The organism is Chitinophaga agrisoli (assembly GCF_008386695.1).
Taxonomy (GTDB): domain Bacteria; phylum Bacteroidota; class Bacteroidia; order Chitinophagales; family Chitinophagaceae; genus Chitinophaga; species Chitinophaga agrisoli.
The window spans coordinates 1,047,374-1,069,022 of sequence record NZ_VUOC01000001.1; the positions used below are offsets into that span (position 1 = coordinate 1,047,374).

General features: G+C 47.8%; 23 protein-coding genes. 14 read left to right on the forward strand and 9 right to left on the reverse strand.

Annotation, left to right across the window (positions count from 1 at the left end):
- The first annotated feature begins 94 nt into the window (after positions 1-94).
- On the forward strand, positions 95-646 hold the full coding sequence (locus tag F0L74_RS04325; protein WP_246197618.1) for an RNA polymerase sigma factor: 552 nt from the start codon (positions 95-97) through the stop codon (positions 644-646).
- Positions 639-2,120: an SGNH/GDSL hydrolase family protein gene (locus F0L74_RS04330; protein WP_149836589.1), complete on the forward strand. Its 1,482-nt coding sequence runs from the start codon at positions 639-641 to the stop codon at positions 2,118-2,120. Before F0L74_RS04325 ends, F0L74_RS04330 begins: the two co-directional genes overlap by 8 nt.
- A 41-nt stretch (positions 2,121-2,161) precedes the next feature.
- Here the strand turns inward: F0L74_RS04330 and F0L74_RS04335 are convergent, their stop codons facing one another.
- The 7 genes from F0L74_RS04335 to mutY all read right to left on the reverse strand — a co-directional run bounded on the left by F0L74_RS04335 (position 2,162) and on the right by mutY (position 8,312).
- Positions 2,162-2,359: a YqaE/Pmp3 family membrane protein gene (locus F0L74_RS04335; RefSeq protein ID WP_149836590.1), complete on the reverse strand. Its 198-nt coding sequence runs from the start codon at positions 2,357-2,359 to the stop codon at positions 2,162-2,164.
- 18 nt (positions 2,360-2,377) lie between these two features.
- Positions 2,378-3,751 (reverse strand): LutB/LldF family L-lactate oxidation iron-sulfur protein, encoded by a 1,374-nt coding sequence (locus F0L74_RS04340; protein ID WP_149836591.1) that lies wholly within the window; start codon positions 3,749-3,751, stop codon positions 2,378-2,380.
- 127 nt (positions 3,752-3,878) lie between these two features.
- The gene (locus tag F0L74_RS04345) at positions 3,879-4,448 is read right to left on the reverse strand and encodes a DUF3109 family protein (RefSeq protein ID WP_149836592.1); all 570 of its coding nucleotides are present in this window, start codon (positions 4,446-4,448) and stop codon (positions 3,879-3,881) included.
- A gap of 91 nt (positions 4,449-4,539) precedes the next feature.
- Positions 4,540-5,133 carry a gliding motility lipoprotein GldD gene (gldD, locus tag F0L74_RS04350; RefSeq protein WP_149836593.1) on the reverse strand — a complete coding sequence of 198 codons (594 nt, stop codon included), beginning with the start codon at positions 5,131-5,133 and terminating at the stop codon, positions 4,540-4,542.
- 31 nt (positions 5,134-5,164) lie between these two features.
- Positions 5,165-6,526, reverse strand: a complete 1,362-nt coding sequence (gldE, locus tag F0L74_RS04355) for a gliding motility-associated protein GldE (protein WP_246197619.1) — start codon at positions 6,524-6,526, stop codon at positions 5,165-5,167.
- Positions 6,527-6,693: 167 nt separating this feature from the next.
- Positions 6,694-7,149, reverse strand: coding sequence for a single-stranded DNA-binding protein (locus tag F0L74_RS04360; RefSeq protein WP_089907311.1), 456 nt, complete (start codon positions 7,147-7,149; stop codon positions 6,694-6,696).
- A 98-nt stretch (positions 7,150-7,247) separates the two neighbouring features.
- A complete protein-coding gene (gene mutY, locus F0L74_RS04365; protein ID WP_149836595.1) occupies positions 7,248-8,312 on the reverse strand; it encodes an A/G-specific adenine glycosylase in 1,065 nt (354 codons plus the stop codon).
- A gap of 390 nt (positions 8,313-8,702) precedes the next feature.
- Here mutY and F0L74_RS04370 point away from each other — a divergent pair, with 390 nt between their 5' ends.
- From F0L74_RS04370 to F0L74_RS04380, 3 genes are all read left to right on the forward strand, one after another.
- The gene (locus F0L74_RS04370) at positions 8,703-8,990 is read left to right on the forward strand and encodes an HU family DNA-binding protein (protein ID WP_029464490.1); all 288 of its coding nucleotides are present in this window, start codon (positions 8,703-8,705) and stop codon (positions 8,988-8,990) included.
- A 24-nt stretch (positions 8,991-9,014) separates the two neighbouring features.
- Positions 9,015-9,863, forward strand: coding sequence for a tetratricopeptide repeat protein (locus F0L74_RS04375; protein ID WP_149836596.1), 849 nt, complete (start codon positions 9,015-9,017; stop codon positions 9,861-9,863).
- 487 nt (positions 9,864-10,350) lie between these two features.
- Positions 10,351-11,901: an Rne/Rng family ribonuclease gene (locus F0L74_RS04380; RefSeq protein WP_149836597.1), complete on the forward strand. Its 1,551-nt coding sequence runs from the start codon at positions 10,351-10,353 to the stop codon at positions 11,899-11,901.
- Positions 11,902-11,984: 83 nt separating this feature from the next.
- On the opposite strand, the gene F0L74_RS04385 is transcribed toward F0L74_RS04380, so the two are convergent.
- Complete coding sequence (locus F0L74_RS04385) at positions 11,985-12,305, reverse strand: cupin domain-containing protein (RefSeq protein ID WP_149836598.1); 321 nt, start codon at positions 12,303-12,305, stop codon at positions 11,985-11,987.
- A gap of 87 nt (positions 12,306-12,392) precedes the next feature.
- Here F0L74_RS04385 and F0L74_RS04390 point away from each other — a divergent pair, with 87 nt between their 5' ends.
- Entirely contained in the window at positions 12,393-14,042 is a 1,650-nt protein-coding gene (locus F0L74_RS04390) for a L,D-transpeptidase family protein (RefSeq protein WP_188315852.1), read from the forward strand.
- A 193-nt stretch (positions 14,043-14,235) separates the two neighbouring features.
- On the opposite strand, the gene F0L74_RS04395 is transcribed toward F0L74_RS04390, so the two are convergent.
- A complete protein-coding gene (locus F0L74_RS04395; RefSeq protein WP_149836600.1) occupies positions 14,236-14,616 on the reverse strand; it encodes a RidA family protein in 381 nt (126 codons plus the stop codon).
- A gap of 87 nt (positions 14,617-14,703) precedes the next feature.
- On the opposite strand from F0L74_RS04395, the gene F0L74_RS04400 reads away from it, so the two are divergent.
- The 8 genes from F0L74_RS04400 to F0L74_RS04435 all read left to right on the forward strand — a co-directional run bounded on the left by F0L74_RS04400 (position 14,704) and on the right by F0L74_RS04435 (position 21,496).
- On the forward strand, positions 14,704-15,363 hold the full coding sequence (locus F0L74_RS04400) for a 3-hydroxyacyl-CoA dehydrogenase family protein (RefSeq protein WP_149836601.1): 660 nt from the start codon (positions 14,704-14,706) through the stop codon (positions 15,361-15,363).
- 4 nt (positions 15,364-15,367) lie between these two features.
- Positions 15,368-16,048, forward strand: a complete 681-nt coding sequence (gene tsaB / locus F0L74_RS04405) for a tRNA (adenosine(37)-N6)-threonylcarbamoyltransferase complex dimerization subunit type 1 TsaB (RefSeq protein WP_188315853.1) — start codon at positions 15,368-15,370, stop codon at positions 16,046-16,048.
- Between the two features lie 351 nt (positions 16,049-16,399).
- Positions 16,400-16,759 (forward strand): ArsR/SmtB family transcription factor, encoded by a 360-nt coding sequence (locus F0L74_RS04410; RefSeq protein WP_073084462.1) that lies wholly within the window; start codon positions 16,400-16,402, stop codon positions 16,757-16,759.
- A gap of 188 nt (positions 16,760-16,947) precedes the next feature.
- Positions 16,948-18,351, forward strand: coding sequence for an MBL fold metallo-hydrolase (locus F0L74_RS04415; RefSeq protein WP_149836603.1), 1,404 nt, complete (start codon positions 16,948-16,950; stop codon positions 18,349-18,351).
- 218 nt (positions 18,352-18,569) lie between these two features.
- The gene (locus F0L74_RS04420; RefSeq protein ID WP_149836604.1) at positions 18,570-19,058 is read left to right on the forward strand and encodes a BON domain-containing protein; all 489 of its coding nucleotides are present in this window, start codon (positions 18,570-18,572) and stop codon (positions 19,056-19,058) included.
- 18 nt (positions 19,059-19,076) lie between these two features.
- A complete protein-coding gene (locus tag F0L74_RS04425) occupies positions 19,077-19,460 on the forward strand; it encodes a LysM peptidoglycan-binding domain-containing protein (protein ID WP_149836605.1) in 384 nt (127 codons plus the stop codon).
- 240 nt (positions 19,461-19,700) lie between these two features.
- Positions 19,701-20,279: an RNA polymerase sigma-70 factor gene (locus F0L74_RS04430; RefSeq protein WP_149836606.1), complete on the forward strand. Its 579-nt coding sequence runs from the start codon at positions 19,701-19,703 to the stop codon at positions 20,277-20,279.
- 161 nt (positions 20,280-20,440) lie between these two features.
- Entirely contained in the window at positions 20,441-21,496 is a 1,056-nt protein-coding gene (locus F0L74_RS04435) for a FecR family protein (RefSeq protein ID WP_213086888.1), read from the forward strand.
- The last annotated feature ends 153 nt before the right edge of the window (positions 21,497-21,649 follow it).

Genomic DNA, 21,649 nt, shown 5'->3' on the forward strand with positions numbered 1-21,649 from the left:
CCCTATCCGTATATACGCGGATAGGGCATTTTATTTTAAAGAAATTTTTATACTATTGCCACAGCAACATATGGCATTTTTACATCACAATACAATGCAGGATCTCACAGATGCAGACCTGATCCGGGAGTATAAATCTTCTGGCGGGATGGATCATCTGGCGGCCCTGTACCAGCGTTATATGAACCTGGTGTATGGTGTATGTTTGCGGTATTTTGATGAGGCAGCCAGCAAAGACGCGGTTATGCAGATCTTTGAAGAGCTCATCGTTAAGTTGCAACAGCATGAGGTACAGAATTTTAAGAGCTGGCTGCATGTGCTGGCCCGTAATCATTGCCTGATGAAGCTACGGTCCATGAAGATGAAGGAAGGGCGGCAGGTATCCCTGGAGGACCGGCCGCTTATGGAAAATGAGGAAATTGCACATCATGAGAACGGATTTAGCCTGGAGGACAACCTGCAGGCCATGGAAAAGTGTATGGAACGGTTACCGGAAGAGCAGCAAAAAAGCGTACAACTATTTTATATACAGGAAAAAAGTTATCGTGAGGTGGCCGTCCTTACGGGTTACGAAATGAAGAAGGTGAAAAGTTATATACAGAATGGCAAGCGTAACCTGAAAATATGTATGGAGCAACATGCCTAATAAGCATTCACATATAGACCCGGAGCTCATCCGTAAATACCTGGCCGGCGAGCTGGATGATAAAGCCATGCACGCCCTGGAACGGCAGGCGCTGGATGACCCTTTCCTGGCGGAAGCGCTGGAGGGTTATGCCGCGTTTGACCCGGACCAATCCGCGCACCTGGCGGATCTGCAGGGCCGGCTGGCAGAACGGGCAAATGTGCCTGCGCCGAAGCAGGGCGAGTCTTCACCTAAGCCGAGCGAGCCTGCTCCCAAGGCGAAGGTGAAACTGATGCGCCCGTATTACCAATGGGCAGCCGCAGCAGCTATTATAGTGGTGATGGGTGTGACCTTTTTCTGGATGGACCGCCAGCGGGCGCCGGCTCATGAAGACATTGCCAAAGCAACGCCTGTAACGCCGCCAGCCAGTTTGCGGGTGGATAGTACAACGCAGGCGCCGGCGGCCACTGCGCCTGCAAAAGCAGATGAACTAAAGAAAACGCAGCCTGAACAGGCGCCACCAGCAGCTCCCTTACACGAATTGGCCAAAGCACGCGCACCAAAGCAGGAGGCAGATACCACAAAAGGCGCCTCCCAGTGGGCGGGATATGTTGCTGCCGTTCCCTCTGCCGCGGCTGCAAATGAGGCGGCTGATTCCGTGAGCCCGCCATATGCGGCTAACGCAGATAAGTTTACAGCGGATAAAAATGCCTACAGCGATACGGTAGCTAACGCGCTGGCAGGACGAGTGGCCGGGCTTGACACAAGGAGCAGAGCAGCCCGTCCTAATTATGTAACAGCGCCTAACCCCGCAGAAGATCAGTTAAATGACGTAGTAGTAATAGGGTATGGCACCAGGAAAAAAGGGAGGGGATACCGCCCGCCGCGGGTAAAGAGCAGCCACCGCATTGTGGTGTTAGGTTCCTCCACGGCTGAAGGAGTGGGGCCTAAATCGCCGGACAGCACCTGGGTAAACCTGTTCCGCAAATACGTACAATCGACAGACCCGCGGGCAGAAGTGATTAACCTGGCGGTAGGCGGGTATAATACCTATAAGATATTGCCGGATAACGCGGACGCTCCGTTTAACCGGCCTGTTCCTGATACCGGGCATAACCTGAGCAAAGCCTTGTCGCTGGAGCCGGATATTATCATCATCAACATGCCATCCAATGATATTGTTGCCGGTTACTCCACCCGGGAATTCCTGGAGAACCTGGAATACCTGGTGGACCGCATCCATGAAAAACATATTGTCTGCTATATCACCACTACACAGCCCCGCAATACAGACGAAGGCAAACGCAAAAAGCTGCAGCATTTGCGCACGGTTATTGAACGCCAGTACCGCGCCCGGTCCATTGATTGCTGGGAAGGGCTTAGCGCGCCGGACGGGTCTATCCTGCCTAAGTATAACAGCGGGGATGGTATTCACCTGAACGGCCTGGGGCACCGCCTGATGTTTGAAAGGGTAAAGGAGCGGGTTAAGCTGTAGGGGAAGCTTTGTATAGCAAGGCTGCTATCTGATATGTTTACTTACTTCGCTTTTATCGCTTTTATCAGCTGCCGGTTCCTTCTTTCTGCACGGCCATTATTAAGCGATGTTACGGCCCATATAGCGGCGGGCAGCCAGCCAATGATGGTGATCTGGAGTATCAGGCAGAGGATGCCGGATAAAATCTTACCCCTCAGTAAAAATGAGAGCCAGGGCAACAATACGGCAATAAGGGTCATAAAAAAAGTATTAACGGTTTATTTTCTGTCTTTCCACATTTGGTTGAATGATTTGGGCGCGAACACGGGCAGCTCACGGTCTTTTCCCCAGGCTTTGGCAAAAAAGCGTTTCATAAAGAAGTTCTTGGTCTTGCCATTCGTCATATTCATCATTTTCCGGCTCAGGCTTGCCTGTTTCCAGCCAAACCAGGCCATCTTTTCCGCGCCGGAGGTATAGTTCTCTTCTACCGCTTTATGCCGGTTATGCAGTAACAGCTCGTGCAGGTTAATACGTACGGGGCATACTTCCGTACAATTGCCGCATAGCGAAGAGGCATAACTTAAATGCCCATACGCCGGCATGCCCTGCAGGTGAGGCGTTATCACCGCGCCTATGGGGCCGCTGTAGGTAGTGCCATAGGTATGGCCGCCAATATTCTTATACACGGGACAGGCATTCAGGCAGGAGCCGCAGCGTATACAGTACAGGCTTTCGCGCGCTTCTGTATCCTGCAGGATGTTGGTGCGGCCGTTATCCATCAGGATCACGTACATCTCTTCCGGCCCGTCTATCTCGCCTTCCTGCCGGGGACCGCTGAAGACAGAGTTATATACCGTTACCTGCTGGCCGGTACCATAAGTGGCCAGCAGCGGCCAAAACAACGCCAGGTCATTGATAGATGGCAGCACCTTTTCAATGCCTACCAGTACGATATGTGTTTTGGGAAAAGCGGTACTAAGACGGGCATTGCCCTCGTTTTCGCTAACGGCTATGGAGCCGGTATCTGCTATGATGAAGTTGGCACCGGTGATGCCTATTTCTGCCTGCAGGTATTTCTGCCGCAGGTTATCGCGGGCGATCAGGGTCAGTTGTTCAGGCGTAAGACCAGGCGCGGCGCCCAGTTTTTCAGTAAACAGCTGCGCTACGTCTTCCTTGCTTTTATGCATGGCCGGGGTTACAATGTGGTAGGGCGGCTCGCCATCCAGCTGTTGTATATATTCTCCCAGGTCTGTTTCTACGCATTCAATGCCTTCTTGTGCCAGAAAGCTGTTGAGGTGCACCTCTTCCGTGGCCATGGACTTACTTTTTACAATGCTTTTGCATTGTTTGGCCTTGCAGATGGCCAGGATCTCTTCCTGCACTTGTTGGGCTGTTTCTGCCCAGATCACTTTTCCGCCCCTTTGGGTGAAATGCATCTCAAACTCTTCCAGGTATTTATCCAGGTGCTCCAGCGCCCGCCATTTCACATTCTTGGCCCGCTCCCGCGCTGTATGCAGATCTGTGAACTGCTGTTTGCCCGCTTTTACGGCAGTATTGTATTTACCAATATTGTAATTGATAGTGCGGCGGTGGCCCAGATCAGCAGCTTTCTGTTCGCTCTTCTCCAGGAAGGTGGATATTGTTTGTTGCATAAGCGGATTAAAAATTCCAAGATCCAAAATAAAGATAGGAACTTTCAAGGATAGGTTAGGCCTGCATGGCATGTTATGCCTGAGGGCAAAACGACTGGCTCAAACTTTTCAAAAACCTGGCCAGGTTTTATGGTAACATCTTCTTCGCAATCTTATCCAACACGGTATAAAATTCCTCTCCGTATTTGCGTATCAGCGCATCTTTTAAGAACCGGTATACAGGCACTTGCAGCTTTTTACCATTCTTGCAGGCTGGCGCGCATACGTCCCACCGGTCATAATTCAGCGCCTCGTAGCTGTCATACTTTTTAATACGGATGGGGTAGAGGTGGCAGGAAATGGGCTTTTTGAAATCCACTACGCCATCGTTATAAGCTTTTTCGATGCCGCAGCCTACTATGCCGCGTTCATCTATCGCCGCATAGGCGCAAATACCTTTGTTAACGATGGGGGTTACGTAGCCGTATTCATCATCAATGGTATTGGTGCCGGTTTTGGCTATTTCCGCCAGGCCTTCTTCGCGGAGGTAGGATTTTATTTTTGGGAAGATCTTCTTCAGGATCTTTACTTCCTGTTTTTCCAGCGGCGCACCACAGTCCCCTGCCACACAACAGGCGCCCTTGCAGGCGCTCAGGTTGCAAACGAACTGCTCCTCAATTACTTCGTCGCTGATGTATTTGTCGTCAATTACGATCATTTGCTATGCACGGTCCGCCTCTTTACGAAAACAGGACTTTTTTATGCGTGCAAAGTTATAGCAAAATGACGGGTTATGTATCTATGGTTTTTTACTCCCCGCTTTGCCGCCATTTAAGCGTTTCTACCAGGTGCCACATATCTTCCTGGAGAAAGCGGTGCACGGGCGCCAGGGAGTCCGCATTAGGGGCAGCATCAAAGTACAGGGCGCCACGGAGGAAGTGGCGGCTGCTGTCTGTGGCAAAGAATTGTTTGGCGCTGGCGGCATTGCCGCCAATATCGTAAAACAGGCCGCTAACGCCATTAGGGGTGTGGATATCCTTTTCGTCAATAAAATCGGCCTTAACGGTGTGTTTAAGGGTCATTTTATAGGCATCGTTCACCAGGTTCACCAGCGTGTTGTTCTTAAAGCCTATCTCTTTGTAGCTCATATAGATCTTGCCATTGAGGGTAGGGAACTCTACGTTGATCCAGTAGGGGTTCTCCGGCTTTTCGCCAAAAAAGGTGGTATCCTTGGTGATCTTAGCATATACCGGGTACTCGAAGGTATAAGGGTAGCCGGGCATATCAAAAACCTGGTATTTCCTTTCCGGGAAGGGGATGTTAAAATATCCTCTTGGCTTAGGCGTAAAAGTTTGTTCGCAGGCAGTGAAGAATAATATACTAAGAATAAGCAGGTATCGCATGTTACGGCTTTTGAATAAAAAACGGGGGATCTTAGCTGGCGGCGATCCCTTCGTCCTGGCGGATGATGACCTGTACCTTCTGGATGCGCATCTTGCTCACTTCCAGTACGGTAAAGTCAAAGTTGCCGTAGTTAATAACGCTGTTCTCTTCCGGAAATTTCCCGGCGAGCTCCAGGATCAATCCGCCAATGGAATCACTTTCGCCTTTTACGTGCTCAAAAGTGTCCGGCGGTACGTTCATAATGCGGCAAACATCATTAAGCATGGTTTTACCTTCAAAAACGTAGGTATAGTTATCTACTTTGCTGTAGTTGAACTCTTCTTCGTCAAACTCGTCCTTGATATCGCCTATCACTTCTTCCATAATGTCTTCCAGGGTCACGATGCCGCTGGTGCCGCCAAATTCGTCCACTACCACGGCAAAATGCATGCGCCGGGTCTGGAACTCGGTGAGCAGGTCTTCTATCAGCTTATGGCCGTGTACAAAAAAGGGCTGGCGCATTACCTCGTGCCAGTCAAAGGCGTTGGCTTTGCCTAAATGGGGCAGCAGGTCCTTGGTGTGGATCACGCCTACGATATTATCCAGGTTGCCCTTGTATACGGGCAGGCGGGAGTAATGGAGGTCTGCCACTTGTTTGGCCACCTGGTCAAAAGGGCTGTCATATTCAATACCGGAAACATCCAGGCGGGTGCGCATGATCTGTTTTACGGTGATGTTGCCAAATTTGAGGATGCCTTTAAGGATGTTCTTTTCTTCCTGGGAGGCGGTAGGGTCTACGCTCAGCTCAATGGCTTCGTCTATTTCCTGGTAATTGACCGCGCCACCGCTCAGGCGGTGGAAAAAGCGGCCTTCTATGCTGCTGCTCAGGTCTACGAAGAAATCGCTTACTGGTTCCAGGGTAGCATGGATAATGCTTACAAACCAGGCAAAATAGGTAGCAAAGCGGATATTGTTCTGGGCGGCCCATACGCGGGGCAGTACCTGGCCAAAGAAGAGGAGGATGAAGGAGATCACCGCTATGCGCACCACCAGGGATACGACCGGCAGGGTTTGCAGGTCCTCCATCTGGGTGATGAGGTAATTGGTGACCATTATAAACGCAATAGCCAGCAAAATACCGGCTATCTGCAAAGATGCTAATAATGACTTGGGCTTTTCCAGCAGTTTGGTAATGAGTTTACCGCTGGTGTTCTGCCGGGTCTTTAATACGTTCAGGTCCTTATAGTTAAGGGTAAAAAAGGCCACTTCTGCGCCGGAAACGATAAATGCCAGCAGTAATAGTATAAATATTACCAGCAGGTAAATTACCACATTAGGCGTGGCAATAGGCGCAGGGGCGGCCTGTAGCAGATATGGCGTACCGGATAGCGTGCTTGCCGAAAGGAGCTCCAAATTGTTCAACTTTAGGTCAAAAATAAGGGGAAAGTTAATCCGGCATAGACGTCGAATCGCTTTCCCTTATGCAAATATAAGGTAATGTCCCATATTGGGACAGCCAATAAATATACTTAATATTTTTCATGGGATAATGGATAATGAAGCCGCGGCCCTCACCAGGTTTAAAAGGGCAAGTCATCTGCCGGCTCGCTCATGGAAGGAGGTATTTCCATGTTGGGGAAATTTTCGCCTGTAGAACTGCCTGTATTGCTATGATGGATAGCGTGTTCTGCATTGTTCAGGTCCATGCGTTTGTCTAGCATTACCAGGTTATCTCCCACTACTTCCGTAGCGAATTTCTTGTTGCCTTCCTTGTCTTCCCAGCTGCGGGTACGGAGGCGTCCCTCAATGTATACCAGACTGCCTTTGTGCAGGTATTTTTGTGCGAGTTCAGCCAGACCCCGCCATAAAACCACGGTATGCCATTCTGTTTGTGAAATGAGCTTACCGGCCCTGTCCTTAAACGTTTCTGTTGTAGCGAGAGAAAATTTAGCTACTGCAATATTGCCTTCCAAAAATTGTACATCCGGATCCCTTCCTAAGTTGCCAATCAGGATTACTTTATTAACACCTCTCATAGTTGTAGGATTTAATCTATTGATGAAATGTTCTTCTTATAAACAACCTCTTTAAAGTTAATATTTTTTTCCAATCGACGCAGAAATTTTTATAGGCGCTAAAACAACCCCAATGACCTGTTTTGGAGGAAATCAGTGATGGTTTTTGGGAACGCATATTGTTCTAACCGGGCGCGTGGCACTGCCATGTAATCTGTTATAGCAGGCTGTTTGACGGCTGTAAGCAGTATGAACTGGCTATAGATGGTCTGATGGGTAAGCTGCTGCTTAAACGCAGCAGATATGCCATCCAGGGTATAAGGCGTTTGTTGCAGCAAGCTAGTAAAAGCAGGCTCGCTTTCCAGTTTACCCGCGTCCAGCGGGGCTGGTGTTTCCATCAATATAAATTCGTGGAGGTTTTGCCATATATCGTTGCCGGTACGTTTACGGATAAATACCTGGCCTTTGTATTCCAGTACTATATAATAGAAGTAACGTTTTTTGATGACCAGCTTTTTGGATTTAACGGGCAGCTGCGCAACAGTTTGCTGCTGCAGGGCCACACATTTGGCCGCCAGCGGGCATTGCGGGCAGGCCGGCTGCTGGGGTCTGCACATTACCGCGCCAAAATCCATGATAGCCTGGTTATAGATGGCGGACTGGCCTGGCGCTAAAAGCTCCTGGGCCAGGGCGGCAAACTGCTTTTTGCCGGCAGTGCTGTCCGTGGGGGTGGTTATACCAAAGTAACGGGCCAGTATACGGAAAACGTTGCCATCCAGCACGGCATGGGGAAGATTGAACGCAAAGGAGGCGATGGCTGCCGCGGTATAAGGGCCAATGCCTTTGAGGGACTGGATCTGCTCAAAGGTATCCGGAAAGCGGCCGTTGAATTCGCTTACGATCTGGCGGGCGGCCGCCAGCATGTTCTTACAGCGGGCATAATATCCCAGGCCTTGCCAGTGACGGAAGACCTCTTCGTCCGGAGCGGCGGCCAGGTCTTTTACGGTAGGGTAGGCGGTAATGAACCGTTCATAATAAGGCAGGCCCTGTTCTACCCGGGTCTGCTGGAGGATTATTTCCGAGAGCCAGATACGGTACGGGTCCCTGATGCCTTTCCAGGGCATGGTACGGGTATTGTGTAATTGATTCCAGGACAGGAGTTTATCAGTGAAAAAAGCCTTCATGCGCTGCAAAGATAATGTGTGGCGGTACAAATAAGCCGGGTGAACGGGGTGGGGGGATAATAATATATACCGGGCATGCCGGCGGATAATGTGTAAGAATGGACAAAAAAAATAATCCAATATGAATATTATTTTTTGTATATTCGTTACTCAATGGTTTTGTGAAATTTTTCCAACCATTGGAAAGGTATTGCAAATAGGCATGTAAACCCTTCCTGGCCGATCCTTTTGCATGATATTTGAGCAGGACAAAACTTATTCAATATAAACAGGTTATAAGTATGAATGAGGGTGGTATAAGGAAAAAAGATAAAATTTATCTTGTTTAAACTCAGTAATTATAATTTTTTTAAATATTTTTGAGACAATAAGTAATCCTCCGCTTCAATTATGAGAAAAGCTGACTTGATAAACAACATTGCTGAAAAAACCGGCATCCCCAAAGTAGATGTGTTAGTAACACTCGAGGCCATGTTTAAGGAGGTCAAAGAAGCGCTGGCAAATGGCGAGCACATTTATATCAGGGGGTTTGGTAGTTTCATCACTAAGAAAAGAGCCGCCAAGATTGGCCGTAACATTAAGAAGAATGTAGCCGTGGAGATCCCGGAGCACTACATTCCGGCATTTAAGCCTTCTAAAGAATTTGTTGCTGAAGTAAAGAAGCTTAAAAGTTCTTAAGTTTGCAGCCTAATAATTTTAGGCATGCGAAAATCACAAGTTCTCCTGGTAGGTACCGCTGTAGCATTACTCGTTGTATTGCTTGCTTTTGGCCGTACAATACCCCGGCCTGATAAAAATGCTATGCCAACTGCCGCAGCGCCCATGATGGGCGGCGGTCAGGACGTAAAATCCATCTCATTCAGTGATCTGCTGGCGTCTGCCAAAGCAAAAGTCCCTGCTGAAAAGCTACTGCTGATTAATTCGTTGGAGAATAAAGTGGTAAGAGGAGATGTGAAGCATCAGCAAATAGCTGCTTTCAAGGCATTGTATAGTGCCTGGGATAGTCTCAACCAAATGCCTGTGGCCGCCCATTATCTGGGGGAAGCCGCTAAGTTGGAAAATTCCGAAAAAAGCCTCACCTTTGCAGCCAATTTATTTTTGGAGCACCTGCAGCACGCGCAAGAGTCCGGTGTTATGAAATGGGAGGCCAATGAGGCCATTCAACTGTTGGACCAGGCTATTACACTCAGCCCTGACAATGACTCCCTGAAGATACAACAGGCCCTGGTATATATGAACACCGGGGAACCGATGGTGGGCGTGCAGAAACTGCGGGCAATCGTGGCAGAACATCCGGATAATATTGAGGCACAGCTAACCTTAGGTAACCTGGCTATACAATCCGGTCAGTATGATAAAGCCATTGAGCGTATGGAAACATTGCTCCAGAAGCACCCGGAAGAAGCGAAGGTTTATTTTGTGCTAGCAGAAGCTTACAGGAGCAAAGGGGATGTGAAGAAGGCAGTGGCATTGTTTCAGCAATGCAAGTCATTATTAAAAGACCCGGAACTCAAGGCAGAAATAGACGGTTACATTAAAAGCATTCAATAATATTTTATTTTTTCAAACATTTAAAAACTTATTAAAGTATGCCTTGCGGTAAGAAAAGAAAAAGACATAAAATAGCCACCCACAAACGTAAGAAAAGGTTAAGAAAGAACCGGCATAAGAAAAATAAGAAATAAGTATTTCTCCTGTTTCCCGCCATTTATACTTAAACAGGTATATTGCGAAGCGAGATCAGAAAGTTTTTTCATATAGCCTGCATGATTTTTGGCGATGATTATTTAATTGTGAATTGCTCTCAATTTATTAAATTGCCAATGTCATGCAGGTAATTTCCATAAAGATCCCGCAACAGCATTCCCGGAATATCACCTGCAGATCACTAAACCCTTAAGCAATCCATCATCACGTACGTGACGAATATGCTGATTGTGTTATACAGTTGGCGATTTTTTGGTGTGCGGTTAGTTGTAAAGTACAACTGATGGCATAGCCATATAGGTGAAGTTATAATGGTAAAAAATTTGGACGCTTGAATAAGGAACTTATTATAAATGCGGCACCCACCGGTGTGGAGATAGCGTTGCTCGAGGATAAGAAGTTAGTGGAACTGCATCATGAAAGCGGCAATCCTAATTTTGCAGTTGGGGACCTGTACCTGGGAAAAGTAAAAAAACTCATCCCGGGCCTTAATGCGGCTTTCGTAGATGTAGGCTTTGAAAAGGATGCGTTTCTGCATTATACTGATCTTAGCCCTTATATACGCTCTATCCTCAAATTCACTCAGCAGGCCATTTCAGATAAATCCCCGGAAGGATTTGATTTTACAAAGTTCAAGAATGAACCGGAAATTGTAAAGACCGGTAAGATCACTGACGTGCTTGGCGGTAAGCCAAACATACTCGTACAGATACTAAAAGAGCCCATCTCTTCTAAAGGCCCCCGCCTGAGCTGTGAAATATCCCTTCCCGGAAGATTCATCGTGTTAACACCCTTTAACGATATTGTTGCGGTATCTAAAAAGATACACTCTTCCGAAGAAAGGAAACGCCTGCAAAAGATAGTAGAGGCTATAAAAACGCCCAATTTTGGCGTTATTGTACGTACAGCAGCAGAAGGTAAGAAAACAGCGGAACTGCACGAGGATCTGACCACCCTGGTAGAGACCTGGAAGAATATACAGGCTAACCTGCGCAGCGCACAGCCGCCGCAGAAGATACTGAGCGAACAGGCAAAGACCACCAGCATACTGCGTGATCTGCTGAATGAGAGCTTTAACCGCATCGTTATCAACGATAAGAACATCTACTCTGATACCCGTGCCTATATTCAGAAGATAGCCCCGGAAAAACAGGATATTGTTACCTATTACCATAACGGCGCCCCCATCTTTGATCACTATGGTATTACCCGCCAGGTAAAAGCCTCGTTTGGTAAAACGGTGAACCTGGATAGCGGCGTGTACCTTATTATTGAGGCCACGGAAGCGCTGCATGTAATAGATGTGAACAGCGGTTACAAAAGCTCCAGCAATAACCAGGAGCAGAATGCCCTGGCCAGCAACCTGGAAGCGGCGGCGGAAATTGCCCGGCAGCTACGGCTGCGCGACCTGGGCGGCATCATTATCATTGACTTCATTGATATGAAGCTGCCGGAGAACAAAAAGGTGGTGTACGAAGCCATGGAAAAATTCATGGCGCAGGATAGGGCTAAACATACCATCCTCCCCATCTCCAAGTTCGGGCTGATGCAGATCACCCGCCAGCGCGTAAAACCGGAAGTGACCATTTCTGTAGCAGAAGATTGTCCGGCCTGCAAAGGTACCGGCAAAATAGGCGCCTCTGTACTGATCATCGACGATATAGAAAAGAACCTGCACTACCTGATCAATCATCAGCATAAAGGATTGACCATCCGGGTGCATCCCATCTTATACGCTTTCCTCACCAAAGGCTTCCTGACCAGCCGCCAATGGAAATGGTATTTCCAGTTCAAGAAATGGATACGGGTGAAAGCGGATACTAACTACCACCTGACAGAATACCGCTTTTTCGACGCCAGCGACGAAGAAATCAAGTTATAATATGCAAATATGCAAATGTGCAGATGAATGAATGCGAAGACCGCGTTTATTCATCTGCACAAATTTTTTGCAATCATCCGCACTTATCTATAGTCTTCCCGCACCGGGCAGAACGTATCAATGATCTTACAGTCTGTAATTGCTTTTCCGCCGTGTACAGTGTTGGAGGGGATCAGCAGGGTATCATGTTGGTGCAGGGTATACACCTCTTCCCCTAACTGCATTTCAAAAATGCCTTCAGCAATATAGGTGATCTGTTCATGCATGTGCTGATGCAGGGGCGATACAGATCCTTCCGTAATTTCCCAGAAGGCCAATGTGCTTTTTTCTCCGTGGATAAACCGTCCGGTATGGCCTGGTACAGTCAGGCGGCCGGGAATGTCTTTTAATGCTTTGGGAGGCATGGGCAAACTTATTTAGGTGAAATTTGTTTAAAAATAGCAGGATGGGGACAAATTACCAAAATGAAGTATAAAATCACTTGTTCGTTTATGCAGCTACGAAGACCGTATTTTTTCATTGTTTTGTTACTGGCACTTGCCGCGGCCTGCCGCCAATCGCAGCCGGCCCACACGCCACTGGCACGTGATTCCAGCCATTACACCAAACAGGCATATATTGACCGGGTGCTGGATAGCAATGCCCTGCACCGTTTCCTGGAAGCCGATACCGGCTACCGCGCCTACAGTGATCTGATCCGGAATTTTTACCAGCAGCGGAACTATCATTATGCCTGGATCTCCAACGAAGGGCGGCTAACGGAGCAGGCGGGCAATTTCCTGAACATGGTGCGCAATGATGCCCCGCCGGGTATGCCGGATACCGCGGTGGTAACGCCCATACTGCAGCAATTATATGAGAAGGTGATCCAGGACAGCAGCGGTAGTAGTGCCGCAGACCTTACCCAGCTGGAATTGCAGCTTACCAGCCAGTTCTTTGTTTATGGTAACAAGGAATGGGGCGGTATGACATCAGATACGGCCAAGGACCTGGAATGGTTCATTCCCCGTAAGAAACTGGATATGGAGAGCCTGCTGGACTCCCTGGTACAGCGGCCCAGTAATGCCTTTGAAGAACCGGTGAACCGTTATTATATCACCTTACGGGCGGCGCTTAAAAAGCTGGTGGATATGGACGCGCATGAACACTGGGATTCTATTCCGGCGGATAAAAAAACCTATAAGAAAGGAGATTCCGCGGCGGTGATAGCGGTTGTTAAGCAACGGTTACATGCCTGGGGCGACCTGCCCACAGCGGATGCCAGCGCTTTGTTTACGCCGGCACTGGATACGGCTATACGCAGTTTCCAGGATCGTATGGGCCTTACCGTGAATGGCACCCTTCAGCAGCCGGTATTGAATGCGCTGAATGTGCCTTTGCAGCAACGCATCCGGAAGGTGCTGGTAAATATGGAACGTATGCGCTGGATACCGGTAGATCCCGGTCCGGAGTTCCTGCTGGTGAATATACCGGAGTTTAAGCTGCATGTATATGATAAAGGGCAGCTGGCCTGGAGCTGTAATGTAGTGGTAGGCAAACCTGGCGCCAGTACGGTGATCTTTACCCGGCCTATGCGGTATATTGTATTTAGCCCCTACTGGAATGTGCCCCCGGGTATATTGGGCAATGAAATATTACCAGCCGTAAAACGCAATCCTAGTTACCTGGCCCGGCAGAATATGGAAGTAGTAGGCGCCAGCGGTAAAGTGATACCGGTGGGAAGCATTAGCTGGAGCAAATATGGCGGCGGCAATTTCCCGTATATCATCCGGCAAAAACCAGGTAAATCCAATGCGCTGGGAAAAGTGAAGTTCCTTTTTCCGAATGAGTATAATATCTATTTACATGATACGCCTTCCCGTCACCTGTTTGGAGAAACCAAACGTTCCTTTAGCCATGGCTGTATACGGGTAGCAGAGCCCAAACTGCTGGCGGAATGGTTGTTACGGGACGATGCGGCCTGGACGCCGGAGAAGATCGATAAGGCGATGAATGGCAGCAAAGAGCAGTATGTGACCATAAAACGACAACTGCCGGTATTTATAGGGTATTTTACGGCTTTCGTGAATAGTAAGGGGCAGTTGAATTTCCGGGATGATGTGTATGGGCATGACGCCCGGCTGGCGGCGCAGTTGTTCTGATATGCGAAGATGCATAGATGCGGATGTGCGGATAAAATATGGCCAGCTGTATCAGATGGAAGTACCTTATCCGCACGTTCTCATATCAACATTTTGACTATTCATCAATGATCAACATCAACATCTTTCATCTGCGTGTTTGCCTTGCTGCAAACCCGCATGATGAATAATCAAACTGTGGGAATAATTGTAACTACTTTCCCGCAATCACAGAGATCTCCACATTTACCCCTTTAGGCAGCGCTGATACCTGCACCGTCTCCCTGGCAGGAAAATCGCCGCTGAAATATTTACCATACACTTCATTGATCTGAGAAAAATTGTTCATATCTGTAATGAAGATGGTGGCCTTTACCACATGGCTAAAGTCCATCTGCGCGGCGCTTAATATATGTTTTAGGTTTTGCATCACCTGGTGGGTCTCTGCATTGATATCCTGCATCACCAGCTGGTTGGTTTCGGGATGCAGGGCAATCTGTCCGGATACAAACAGGAAATTACCTGCTTTAACGGCCTGGTTATAGGGGCCTATAGGCGCGGGGGCCTCCTGGGTGTTGATGATCTGTTTTTCCATAGGTTGTAAAAATAGGTAAGAATGAGGAAGAATATTCCTCCTTAATTATTAAGTAAAATGGGATAGGTTTGCAAAAACTTTTTAACCATGAACATCCTGGTAATAGGGGATGAGGTCCGTTATAAAGAATTACAGCAAAAAGGACTTGGGGAGCATAAGCTGCGCCGGGTGCATGATCTGGAGCTGGTCACCTTGTCTGATTTTGACCTGGTGATAGACCTGGAGCTGGATGATGCGCTGCAGCATGCCGTTGTGTACGCCAAAACACCGGGCGTACCTGTGTTGGCCGGTTTGGCTAAAACATCGCTGGCGGGCCTCATGCATCAATATGCCTTTAGTCATGGCTTTAATGTGATTGCCTGCAACTGGCTGCCGGGTTTTATTAACCGGCCGCTGGTAGAAGTAGCGGTAATGGACGAAGGGCAAAAAACCGTACTGGATAACATTATGCAGCAGCTGGGCTGGCAATATACCCTGGTGCAGGACGCGGTAGGTATGGTAACGCCGCGTGTGGTGTGTATGATCATTAACGAAGCGTATTATACCGCGGAGGCGGGCACTGCCACCCGGGAAGATATTGATACCGCTATGCGGTTAGGTACCAATTATCCTTATGGCCCTTTTGAATGGGCATCCCGTATAGGCATTAAACATGTATATGATATATTAACGGCCGTATACGAAATAACAGGAGATGAGCGGTATCGTGTATGTGAGTTGTTAAAGGAAGAAGCACATAAACAGTAAACAGTTGGCAATAATATTAAATATAGATACGGCTACGGCTATAGGGTCCGTGACACTGGCAAAGGACGGCGTAGTATTACAAACGCTGAAGAATGAGCAGGAGCGTGATCATGCGGCTGTTTTAACGCTGTTCATACAGGAGATATTAAAAACGCAGCAAATATTACCCGAGCAGCTGGATGCGATTGCAGTAAGCGCCGGGCCGGGCTCTTATACCGGATTACGTGTAGGGGTTGCTACGGCCAAAGGTTTATGTTATACCTGGAATAAGCCACTGGTGGGCATTTCCACGCTGCACATGATGGCGCAGGGTTTACTGGCACAACAGCAGGATACGGATGCAATGTATTGCCCGATGCTGGATGCGCGCCGGCAGGAAGTATACACCGCCGTATATGACGCTGCGTTAGGCACGCTGATGGCGCCACAGGCTTTGATCTTAACGCCGGATGCTTTTACAGAGTGGCTGGATCGTGGCAAAATATATTTCTTTGGCGATGGAAGTATGAAATGGGAACAATTAATGATACAAAATACACATGCATCTTTTGTGCCCTATCATATCAGTGCAGAACACATGATACCCTTATCTGAAGCGGCTTTCCGCCAACAGCGGTTTGAGGATGTAGCTTATTTCAGTCCCTATTATCTGAAGCCTTTTTACACGCCCGGTGCAAAGGCATGATGATAAATGCTACATTATAAACGTGCAATTGAATGGCATGAAAAATCCTTTTTTCACTATTCAGAACCGACTTTTTACATTACCATTCTCTTAATTTTTGCGTTTTTAGCCCTTCCTTATACACATTTGGCTCCCACATTGGTGGTAGATTGTCATCGAATTGTCAAATTGTCTCATTTTGGCACCTAACGCCGGTTATATATGAAAAAATAAGGTATAGAAGTTTTTTTTATTGTGACAAATATTATAATTTTGTATAAATCGACACCCAGTACTGTTTTCTAACAGGTGAGGGTTAAAAACTGTCCGTTGATCCCTTTCATTTCATCATTTTTAAAAAACTATTATGCGATGGAAAAAACATTATTAACGACCTCTTCTAATACTCTTATTATTTCGAGAGGTAACAATGAAAAAGACCAAATCAAATTGGATTACATTGCCGTTAAAAAGGCGGCTATGGTATTGCGCGCAATTAACCATAAGCTGCGCCAGCAAATGATAAAGCTGCTGGAAGATCATAAAAAAATGACTGTAACTGAGATCTACGTCAAGCTTCGTCTGGAGCAGTCCGTAGCGTCTCAGCACCTGGCGATACTCCGCCGGGCGGGCATTGTAATTACCGAGAGAGATGGTAAATTTATCCACTATACTATCAACAAGCAGCGCATAGCTGAAGTGGCAAAGTTTGTGGAAGAACTGGTTGGCTAATTTTTTAAGTTATCCCCACCAGTAATTAAATAATATTTAAAAGTATCCCGGACGCATACCGGGATACTTTTTTTGGCGCTATATTATTCCAACTAATCAATTCTGTTTATTGGATGATAAATAAACTAATGCCCTCTGCTGCGTAGTAAACCCTCAAACCTTCGTAGATTTGCAGCAAATCAAAAACCATGTTCATTAAGCAGTTATACACTAATTGTCTTTCTGAAGCGGCGTATTTCATTGCCTCCGGAGGAGAAGCCGCTGTGATAGACCCGGTACGCGATATTGATGCGTACCTGGACCTTGCCAAAGAGCATAACGTTTCCATTAAATATATTTTTGAGACCCATTTTCACGCAGACTTTGTTTCCGGCCATCTGGATCTGGCAGCTGCTACCAAAGCGCCTATTGTATACGGGCCCAATGCAGAAACAGAGTTCCCCGTATACCTTGCCAAAGATGGCGAGGAGTTTAAGATAGGCGAGGTTACGCTGAAGGTGTTACATACGCCTGGTCATACGCTGGAATCATCCTGCTACCTGTTATCAGATGAGCAAGGCGCGCCGCATGCCGTATTCACCGGCGACACGCTTTTTGTAGGCGATGTAGGCCGTCCGGACCTGTTTAGCGGTAACCTCACCAAAGAAGAACTGGCGGGTTTATTATTTGACTCGTTGAATAATAAGATAAAGACCCTGCCGGACAGCGTAACTGTATATCCTGCGCACGGGCCTGGCTCTGCCTGTGGTAAAAACCTGGGGCCGGATACTTACAGCACTATCGGTGATGAGAAACGCAGCAATTATGCATTGCTGGCAGCAGATAAAGATGAATTTATACAAGCAGTGACCACAGACCTGGCAGCACCCCCCTCTTATTTCCCGGTAAATGCCAAGATCAATAAAGAAGGTTATGACGCGCTGCAGGCAGTGATGGAAAAAAGCCTGCGTCCCCTGTCCATATCAGCATTTAAAGAACGGATAGCCGCCGGCGCGCTTATTCTGGATACCCGTAACGCCAATGAGTTTGTAGACGGTTTTGTACCTGGTTCCATCAGTATTGGGCTGGAAGGCCGTTTTGCGGAATGGGCCGGCAGCCTGCTGCCTTTTGACGAAGAGATCATCCTGGTCACTGCGCCGGGTAAAGAAGAAGAGACCATTGTACGCATGGCGCGGGTAGGCTTTGACAATGTAACCGGCTACCTGGAGGGCGGCTATGAAACCTGGGTAAATGCCGGCGAAGACCGTGACCTGATCATTACCGTAGAGGCAGACGAACTGGCCATGGACCTGCCACATGATGAAAACCTGGTGGTAGTGGACGTACGTAAACCAGCGGAGTATGCGGATGGGCATGTAAAAGGCGCCCTGAACCTTACGCTGAGCGATATGGCGGATCCCGGCAACCTGGCGGACTTTGACGATCTGCATAACCTGTATGTGCATTGCCAGGGCGGCTACCGCAGCATTATTGCCTGCTCCATGCTCAAACGGGAAGGTATCCACAACCTGCGTAACGTAAACGGCGGCTTTGCCAAAATAAAAGAAGAAAAAGGCATAGAGATCGAGAAAGAGAAGAATGTGCTGAATTGATGTGCTGATGTGCTAATATGCTAATGTGCAAATGAAATGCAGCGATGCATTGTCATTTGCACATTTTTATTTTGTGGCATTCCTGGTACCGCACATTAGTTTAATAGCTCATATACCAGAATTAAGTTAAGCATTTTGTTGATTAACAGGTACTTAAATGGAAATTTAATTGCTGGTTCCCCCCTTATTCGTTAAATTCCTAGTAAAATCATTTAACCATGAAGTACAGATCTTTATTAATGGCCTGCCTGCTGGTTGCAGGCGTATGCCTGTTTGGCTGTAAACCCAATGACAGCAAGTTACAACAGGCCGTAAATGAAAAACTCACCGCCACCCCCGGTGTAACTGCTACTGTGCAGGATGGCGTAGTTACCCTGAATGGCGAGGCCGCAGATGAGGCCTCCAAACAAACCGCGGAAGATGCGGCCAAGAATGTAAAAGGCGTTAAGTCCGTTGTTAATAACATTAATGTTCAGGTAGCGGTACCTACGCCACCGCCCACCGTAAGCATTAACCCGGACGATGTATTAAAGAAAACGCTTGACTCTGCCTACAACGCCGCAGGCCTTTCCGGCGTAACCGTTTCCGTAATGGATGGAGAGGTAACACTGGAAGGTAAAGCTAAAAAGAGCGATCTGCGTAAGATCATGCAGGCTGCCCAGGAAGCAAAGCCCAAGAAAGTGCATAATAAACTCACATTACAATAACCCCTAAAAACGATTGTCATGAGCTTACAGGATAAATACAGATCACTCATTGACCAGGCCAACAGCGCCGGCATCAGCAACCTGCAGGTAACAGAACAGGATAATGTATTGTATATAAACGGCACGGCCCCCAGCGCTCAGGTAAAGGATCAGTTATGGGATACCTATGAGAAGCTGGACCCTGAAATGCGGTCTGCAGATCTTGTGATGAACATTAGTACAAGCGGTGGCGGCCAGGCAGAACAGGTCTACGAAGTGAAATCCGGCGATAGCCTTAGCAAGATCGCGAAGAACTACCCGGGCGTAAGCTGGAAAGATATTTTTGAGGCAAATAAGGACCAGATCAAAGATCCCAACCTGATACATCCGGGACAAAAGCTGAAGATCCCAGCCGGGTCATGATAAGGCGCTGCGTAAATGATCTTATTATAAGCAGGGGCTGACGCGTTTGTACTATCCGCAAAGGTGTTTTGCGGTATTCCAATGGCGGGTCAGCCCCTTGTTTTTAGTAGCGCTGTTGCTAAAAAAATGGGCCGGACGGCGCTTTTTTGTTGGAATTCTTTTATATTACCAACGTTCGTTATTTCGTCTCACCACAAAATTTATTGTTGAAGACTTGTCATTAATCAGTAACCATTTTACATGGTAGCTTTAGGAGATTTATTAGACGATGAGTTGGTATCGCTCATGCAGGGCGGCAATCAACAAGCCTTTGCCGAGATCTACAACCGTTATAAAGGCCAGCTGGTAGTACATGCCTATAAAAAGCTGGGTAATTTTGAAGACGCCAGGGATATAGTGCAGGAGGCATTTTCTGCTTTCTGGAACAAGCGGGGTGAGTTGAACATTTCGCTAAGCCTAGCCGGTTTCCTGTATACGATGGTAAGCAACCGGGTATTGAACTTTATCAAACACCAGCATGTTGTTTCCCGGTATGCCAGCTCTTTTCATCAAATGCTGCGGGAACACCCCAACCCGTCTGAGATCCGCCTCCGGGAAAAGGATATGGAAGCCCTGATCCAAAAGGAGATCGATAACCTGCCCCCCAAAATGCGGATCGTTTTCCTGTTGAGCCGTAAGGAGAACTTGTCCCATAAAGAGATCGCCGAAAGTCTCCATATTTCCGAAGCCACGGTAAAGAACCATATTAAGGCGGCGCTGAAAATACTCCGTATGCGCCTGGGGCTGGCAGTTTATTGCCTGATGTTACTCAAATTCTGAGTACCCCGTTTTCCACCACTAAAATATTTTTTAAACAGACTAGCCCCTGACAACTATGTTAGTTGTCATACTAATAAAACCAACCATCAATGACCATTCCTGAATTTGAAGATTTGCTGGACCGGTACCTAAAGGGGCAGTGTAGTGAAACTGAAGTAGCTATGCTGAGGTATTGGTACTACAATTATGAAATGCAGGATCTTCCGGAGTTAACGGAGGAGCAGATTAACCAGGTCATTGCCTTGCAACCGCCGGCTTTGCCGGCGGTCAAGGTTCGCCGTTTTCCACTTGCATGGCTGGCAGCCGCCAGCCTGCTGTTACTGATAGGAACAGCTGCTTTTTTCCTGTTATATCAACAAAAGCAGGCGCCGCCCGCGCAGGCGCTTTCCAAACCCATTGTTCCCGGTGGGAATAAAGCGGTGCTAACGCTCGCCAGCGGGGAAACCATTGTGCTGGACAGTGTGCAGAAAGGCGCCCTGGCCCGCCAGGGAAATGTACGTATTGTAAAAACGGCCAATGGATTGGTGCAATACCAGTTTGCCGCCAATGAAGCCACAGCGGGAGATCACGCTATTAACCGGATAGCCACCCCTGCGGGCGGCCAGTACCAATTGGTGTTGTCAGACGGTACCAGGGTATGGCTGAACGCCTCGTCCGCCATCCATTTTCCTGCCTCGTTCCAGGCGGGGATACGGGAAGTAGAGTTAACGGGAGAGGCCTATTTTGAGGTGGCGGCCAATGCTGCCAGCCCCTTTGTGGTAAATGCCGGCGGGCAGCGGACGGAAGTACTGGGCACACATTTTAACATTAATGACTATAAGGACAACGGGAATATTATCATCACCTTACTGGAGGGCAAGATCCGTGTTGGCAAAGATCAGCAGCAGGTAACACTGGCGCCGGGCCAGCAGGCCCTTGTACAGGACAACCATCCTATAACGGTGAATGAAAATGCCAATATAGAAATGGCGGTGGCATGGAAGAACGGCCTTTTTAAATTCAATGATACGCCGCTGGAGGATGTAATGCTGCAACTTAGCCGCTGGTATGATGTAGATGTAAGCTACGAGGGCCAGATGGCGGACCGGCGCTTCTCCGGCGAGATCACCCGCAATGCCGGCATTACAGAAGTGCTGGCGATGTTGCAACTATTGAAAGTAAAATTCACGATAAAAGATAACGGGGGACGAAAAACGATCATCGTAATGCCAGACTGATTAAGACCAATTTCTGAACGCGCAAAACAAGACCAACATGAAGTAAACTATCACCACGTACAACCAAAATCACAACTTCCGGGGATAGGTCCAAAAAAAAGCGCAGAAGTGGTTCCAGCACTTCTACGCCAGTTGTTTGGATCAAGCCTCCTT